At 61.4% G+C, this 6,034-nt stretch carries 5 protein-coding genes; 4 read left to right on the top strand and 1 reads right to left on the bottom strand.

What is annotated here, in order from left to right; all coding sequences use genetic code 11:
• Window positions 1-166: 166 nt before the first annotated feature.
• Window positions 167-733 carry a phosphatase PAP2 family protein gene (locus JNL55_RS11565; protein ID WP_293852978.1) on the bottom strand — a complete coding sequence of 189 codons (567 nt, stop codon included), beginning with the start codon at window positions 731-733 and terminating at the stop codon, window positions 167-169.
• Between the two features lie 292 nt (window positions 734-1,025).
• Here JNL55_RS11565 and JNL55_RS11560 point away from each other — a divergent pair, with 292 nt between their 5' ends.
• The 4 genes from JNL55_RS11560 to aceK all read left to right on the top strand — a co-directional run.
• Window positions 1,026-1,712 (top strand): response regulator transcription factor, encoded by a 687-nt coding sequence (locus JNL55_RS11560; RefSeq protein WP_293852979.1) that lies wholly within the window; start codon window positions 1,026-1,028, stop codon window positions 1,710-1,712.
• Window positions 1,669-2,985 carry a sensor histidine kinase gene (locus JNL55_RS11555; protein ID WP_293852977.1) on the top strand — a complete coding sequence of 439 codons (1,317 nt, stop codon included), beginning with the start codon at window positions 1,669-1,671 and terminating at the stop codon, window positions 2,983-2,985. The genes JNL55_RS11560 and JNL55_RS11555 overlap by 44 nt, the downstream gene beginning before the upstream one ends.
• A 134-nt stretch (window positions 2,986-3,119) precedes the next feature.
• A complete protein-coding gene (gene icd, locus JNL55_RS11550) occupies window positions 3,120-4,421 on the top strand; it encodes an NADP-dependent isocitrate dehydrogenase (RefSeq protein WP_293852976.1) in 1,302 nt (433 codons plus the stop codon).
• Window positions 4,422-4,479: 58 nt separating this feature from the next.
• Window positions 4,480-6,034, top strand: a 1,555-nt coding sequence (aceK, locus tag JNL55_RS11545) for a bifunctional isocitrate dehydrogenase kinase/phosphatase (protein ID WP_293852975.1), incomplete at its 3' end; no start/stop codon positions are given.

Genomic DNA, 6,034 nt, shown 5'->3' with positions numbered 1-6,034 from the left:
GCGCCGCTGGGAGCGACCTACCTGCTCCAGGCAGCGTCGAAAAAGAGGGACCTTTTCGTCGCAGTGCGCCCAGGGATGGGACCCAACGGTCGCGCGATAGCGCGACGAAGGGGGGCACGGTGCCAGGAGCAGGTAGGTCGCTCCCAGCGGCGCCAGCCACCAAGGCTCATCCGACTCCGGCAGTCAGCGCCATGGAAAGAAAGGCCAGAGTCGCGCCGATGACCGCACCAGCAGCCACATCGGTCGGGTAGTGCAGGCCCAGCACCACTCGTGACGCCGCCACTAACATGGCGAACGGCACCAACAACCACGCAAGCTCAGGAAAGCTCGCGACAGCGAGAACAGTAAAGCTAACCGCGTGCAGCGTGTGCCCCGAAGGAAAGCTGTAGCGATCCAGCGCAGGCGTCCCCGGCACGATGCCGGCCAACGAAATATATGGCCGCTCGCGCACCAAGCGCGACTTCAAATACTTGTAAAGCAACACGCCAACGATACCGACGACCGCCATCCGCACCGAAGGCATCACCGCCGCCTCGCCGTAAACAGCAGGTAGCAAAAAAATCAGGGCGTACCAAAACACACCATCGCCAAGCTTGCTAACAGCAGCGAACAGATCGCGCACGAAGCGCCGCTGCTGACAGCCCCGATTCAACCGCAGGCACCACGCGTATTCGAACGCATCGACCCGGCGGAATATTCCATCGACTCGAACATCGACAGGTGCGGTGGCCATGACGAACTCCTCTCACTCCAAAGCGGGCGAGACCTTTTCGACTCCTCTGACCGAAGCACCCAGCCCGTTGCTACTGAAGTACACGGCTGGCGATAACTTCGGCGAGTGTCAATTTGCGCTGCCGATGCTGCGAAGCCTTGACGGCAGCGTGACATTTGTGTGATTTCGCGGCCGAAAACCGCGACCGGCGCGCGTTTTTTAGGTAGTTGCCGGCACCGGCTCGCGTTCCCGTACAATGTGACAGCCGTGTGTCATCGTGACGGACGGTATTTCACCCGATATTTCCCCTGCCATGCGCCTGCTGCTGATCGAAGACCATCGCGACATCGCCGCCAACATCGCCGAGTTTTTCGAGGCGAGCGGCGACACCGTGGAACACGTGCTCGACGGCGAACGCGGGCTGCAACTGGCATTGAACCAACCCTACGACGCCATCGTGCTGGACCTGATGCTGCCCGGCCTCGATGGCCTATCGTTGTGCCGTCAGCTGCGCCAAGCCGGCCACACTCGCGTACCAGTGTTGATGCTGACCGCGAAGGATCTGCTCGCTGACAAGATCGAAGGCTTCGAAGCCGGTGCCGACGATTACCTGGTCAAACCCTTCTCGCTTGCCGAGCTAGACGTGCGTTTGAAGGCGCTGCTCCGTCGCGCCAACGTGCCGCCGGCTCAACGTCTGCTGAGCGTCGGCGATCTGAGTTTCGATCTGGATACGCTCGAAGCCGAACGCGGCGGCGAACGCATCAAGCTCAATCCAACCACGCGTCGACTGCTGATCGTGTTGTTACAAAACTCACATCGCGTCGTCACGCGGCAGGAATTGGAGAAAGAGCTGTGGGGCGAGCAACCTCCGCAAGGAGATTTCCTGCGCGCCCACATGCACGCACTACGCACGGCCATCGATAAAAACTTCGCCACCAAGCTGCTACACACCGTCCATGGCACTGGCTATCGACTTTCGGCAGAACCGCCTCGTCCGTAAGGCGAACGAGCTGTTCGCGCAGCTGAGTCTGCGCGCACGCATCGCCGGCACCATGATTGCCTTGCTGGCGGTGGCCGGCTTGATTCTGAGCGCGTGGGCCTATCTCGCCGACGAACGCCTGAAACGCAACATCACGCTCGATCTGCTCTCCGAAGAGCTCACTCACTTCGAGCAACGCTTGCACGCCGACCGGGGCGCCGAACCGTTGCGTTCAGCACGCTTGAGTATTTATCGCTCCAGCGATCTGTCCGAACTGCCGCGACACATCGCCATGCTCAAGCCTGGCGAAATGCATCGAGTGCGCTCCGGCGGTCGCTTGCTCGACGTGTTGGTTCGCGACGGCAACTTCGGCCGTCTGTACATCACCTACGACGTCACCACCTATGCCACGCAGGAAAAAATAGCGTTGCTGGTGTTGGGGCTGGGCGTGGTGGGCGTGGTGATCATTGCGGGCTTGGCCGCGACCGCGATTTCGCGTCGGCTGGTCGAACCCATCACCGCGTTGGCCGATCAACTCACGCAGATCGATCCGGGTCAGCGTCACGTGCGCATCGGTGCGCAATTCGCTGGCAACGAGCTCGAGCCCATCGCTCGCTCCATCGACACGTTCATGGAACGGCTCGACGGGTTCGTCGAGCGCGAGCAATCGTTCACCGCCACCGCCAGCCATGAATTGCGCACTCCGCTCGCCGTCATGCGTGGCGCTGTCGAGTTGCTGGAAACGCAGACCGCCGGCCGGCCGGGCGCCACCAAGGCCTTGGCTCGCATTCAACGCGCCGTGCTCGAGATGACTGAATTCACCGACGCTCTGCTGGCCCTGTCACGCGAACCGCAACGGGTGGCACCGGCCGAAACCACATGCGACGTGTACGCCGTACTCGCTCGCGTGGTCGAAGACCAGCGCAGTGTTGCACCAGAAAAGCACATCGTCGTGGACCTCCAAGGTGGACCGCTGCGGGTCGCGGCCCCGGAAAGCATGGTCGCCATGACCTTGGGCAACCTGGTGCGAAACGCCGTCCAGCACGGCAGCGGCAACGACGTCCTGTGCCGCTCGCAGGGCCGTGAACTGGTGGTCAGCAACGCTGGCGCCCTGCCTCCTGACCTGCCCCAGGACTCGGCCAGCCAGCTGGAAAACATCCCTCGCCGCTTCACCTCGCACCCCGGCGGGCACGGCATGGGCCTGTATCTGGTGCGCCGGATTTGCGAGCGCTACGGCTGGGCCATTCGGCTGGAAAATGCCGGCGGCGGTGTCACCGCTACGGTCAATTTCTAGGCATCAGGCAAGGCCCTAATCCGGGCCCCGGCCCGACGGCGGCAGGCCCGGGTGTGATAGCATTCGGACCCCAAAAATACGGCCCGCAAAGCTACCCGCCCCACTTACGAACCAGCTCTCCACGGAGTTCGTCGATGTCGACCGCAGTTAAACTGAACGTGCCCCCACAGGGCCAAAAAATCACCATCCAGAACGGCAAGCTCACCGTTCCCGATCAGCCCATCATTCCCTTCATCGAAGGCGACGGCACCGGTCCGGACATCTGGCGCGCTTCGGTACGCGTGCTCGACGCAGCCGTGCAAAAAGCCTACGGCGGCAAGCGCAAGATTCATTGGATGGAGGTCTACGCCGGCCAGAAGTCCAACGATCTGTACAACACCTGGCTGCCCGAAGAAACCGTGCAGGCCTGCCGTGATTACCTGGTGTCCATCAAGGGCCCGCTGACCACGCCGATCGGCGGTGGCATCCGCTCCTTGAACGTGGCGCTTCGTCAGATGCTGGACCTGTACGTGTGCTTGCGCCCGGTGCGCTACTTCAAGGGCGTGCCTTCGCCCGTGCGCACGCCGGACCGCGTCGACATGACCATCTTCCGCGAGAACACCGAAGACATTTACGTCGGTATCGAATTCGAAGCCGGCACTCCGGACAACAAGAAGTTCCTGGAAGCCTTCAAGGCCGCGTTCCCGAAACAGTACGCCAAGATCCGCTTCCCCGAGACCTCGGGCATCGGCTTGAAGCCGGTATCGCAGGAAGGCACGGAGCGTCTGTTCCGCTCGGCCGTCGAGTACGCCATCGTCAACAAGCGCAAGAGCGTGACGATCGTGCACAAGGGCAACATCATGAAGTTCACGGAAGGCGCGTTCCGTAACTGGGCCTATGCCCTGGCGGAAAAAGAGTTCGCCGACCAGACCTACACCTGGGACCAGTGGGAGCGCACCAAGGCTGCCAAGGGCGAGAAGGCTGCGAACGAAGAACAGGATGCTGCCAAGAAGGCCGGCAAGATCATCATCAAGGATGCGATCGCCGACATCACGCTGCAGCAGGTGCTGACGCGTCCTGAAGAGTTCGACGTGATCGCCACCATGAACTTGAACGGCGACTATCTGTCGGACGCGCTGGCTGCACAGGTCGGCGGCATCGGCATCGCGCCGGGCGGCAACGTGAACTACGTGACCGGCCACGCGGTGTTCGAAGCGACTCACGGCACGGCGCCGAAGTACGCCAACCTGGACAAAGTGAATCCAGGCTCGGTGATTCTGTCGGGCGAAATGATGCTGCGTTATATGGGCTGGACCGAAGCAGCCGACGCCATCATCAGCGCCATGGACAAGACCATCGGCCAGAAGACGGTCACTTACGACTTTGCGCGCTTGATGGAAGGCGCCAAGGAAGTGAAGTGCTCCGAATTCGGCGACGCTCTGATCCGAAATCTGTAATGTTGTCAGGGACGCCCTCCCCGTCCTGGGGAGGGCCTTCCCGCCGGGTTTATTGAACATGCCAGCAGCCGCAGCCCCCGTTCTTTCCCGTGACGCACTGGTCGAATCGTGTGCCACGGCACTCGTCCAGTCTTTCGCGGATTACAACGCGGAGTTTCGTGCCATCACTCGTCGTGCGCCTCAGCGCTTCGAGGAACGCGATTGGCGCGGCAGCTTGCGTGACGCCGTCGAGCGTATCGAGCTCTACGACAAGTGCGTCAATCGCGCAGCCACTCAGCTGAAGACGCGGCTCGGCGAAGACGTCACCGAGCGCGCTTTGTGGAGCAGCATCAAACGCCGCTTCACCGAACTGATCGACGCCCTGACCGATCTGGAATTCGACAAGACGTTTTTCAACTCGGTCACTCGCCGTACCTTCGGCACCATCGGTGTCGATGCCGCGGTGGAATTCGTGGCGCTGGATCTGGATCCCATCGCATCGGTGACCTCGCCGATCGAAACCAATGTTTACGTGAACCGCGGCTCGCTCGAGCTGTTGTTCGAAGAAGTGCTCGCCGACTTCCGCTTCCGCACGCCTTACGTCGACTTCGACCGCAGTATCCGCACCATCAGCAATGAAGTGCGCGCGCAGTGCGAAGTGGACTCCGATGCGTCCAAGCCGCCGTTGCAGGTCGAGCAGATCGAATTCATCCGCACCGTGTTCTATCAGATGACGCGTGCGTACCTGGTCGGCCAGATCTCCGGCCCAGGTTGGCGACTGCCGTTCGTGCTGGCTTTGCAGAACACCGAAAGCGGTGTGCGCATCGACGCAGTGATGATGGACGAGAGCACCGTCAGCATTCTGTTCAGCTTCACACGTTCCTACTTCCATGCCGATCTGGCGCACGTCGGCCAGGCCATCGTGTTCCTGAAAGGCATCCTGCCGCGCAAGCCGGTCAGCGAGCTGTACACCGTGCTCGGCCGCGCCAAGCAAGGTAAGACCGAGCGCTATCGCGAGCTCTTCAAACATTTGCAGAAGAGCGAAGACGAATTCGTGCACGCACCGGGCGACAAGGGCCTGGTGATGATCTGTTTCACGCTGCCGTCGTTCGACGTGGTGTTCAAGATCATTCGCGACCGCTTCGCTTATCCGAAGAACATCCTGCGCGAAGAAGTGCTGAAGAAATACGAAATGGTCTTCAAGCACGACCGCGCCGGCCGACTGGTGGACGCGCAAGAGTTCAAGCGCCTGAAGTTCCCGGCGGCTCGCTTCGCCAAAGAGCTGGTCGAGGAACTGAAGGACGAAGCGGCCAACACCGTCCACTTCGAAGACGGCTACGTGATCATGGATCACGTGTACATCGAGCGCCGCATGACGCCGCTCAACCTGTACATTCGCAATGCTTCACGCGAAGACGCTGAGAAGGCCGTGCTCGATTACGGCCAGTGCATTCGCGACCTGGCGGTCACCAATATTTTCGCCGGCGACTTGGTGCTCAAGAACTTCGGCGTCACCCGCCACGCTCGCGTCATCTTCTACGACTACGACGAGCTGTGCGCCGTCACCGATTGCCGCTTCCGCGACGTCCCGCAATCCAAGTTCGATGAAGACGACATGCGCGCCGAGGCGTGGT

This window comes from Steroidobacter sp., from assembly GCF_016790065.1.
Lineage (GTDB): Bacteria > Pseudomonadota > Gammaproteobacteria > Steroidobacterales > Steroidobacteraceae > Steroidobacter.
This window is presented reverse-complemented; position numbering and strand designations above follow the sequence as displayed.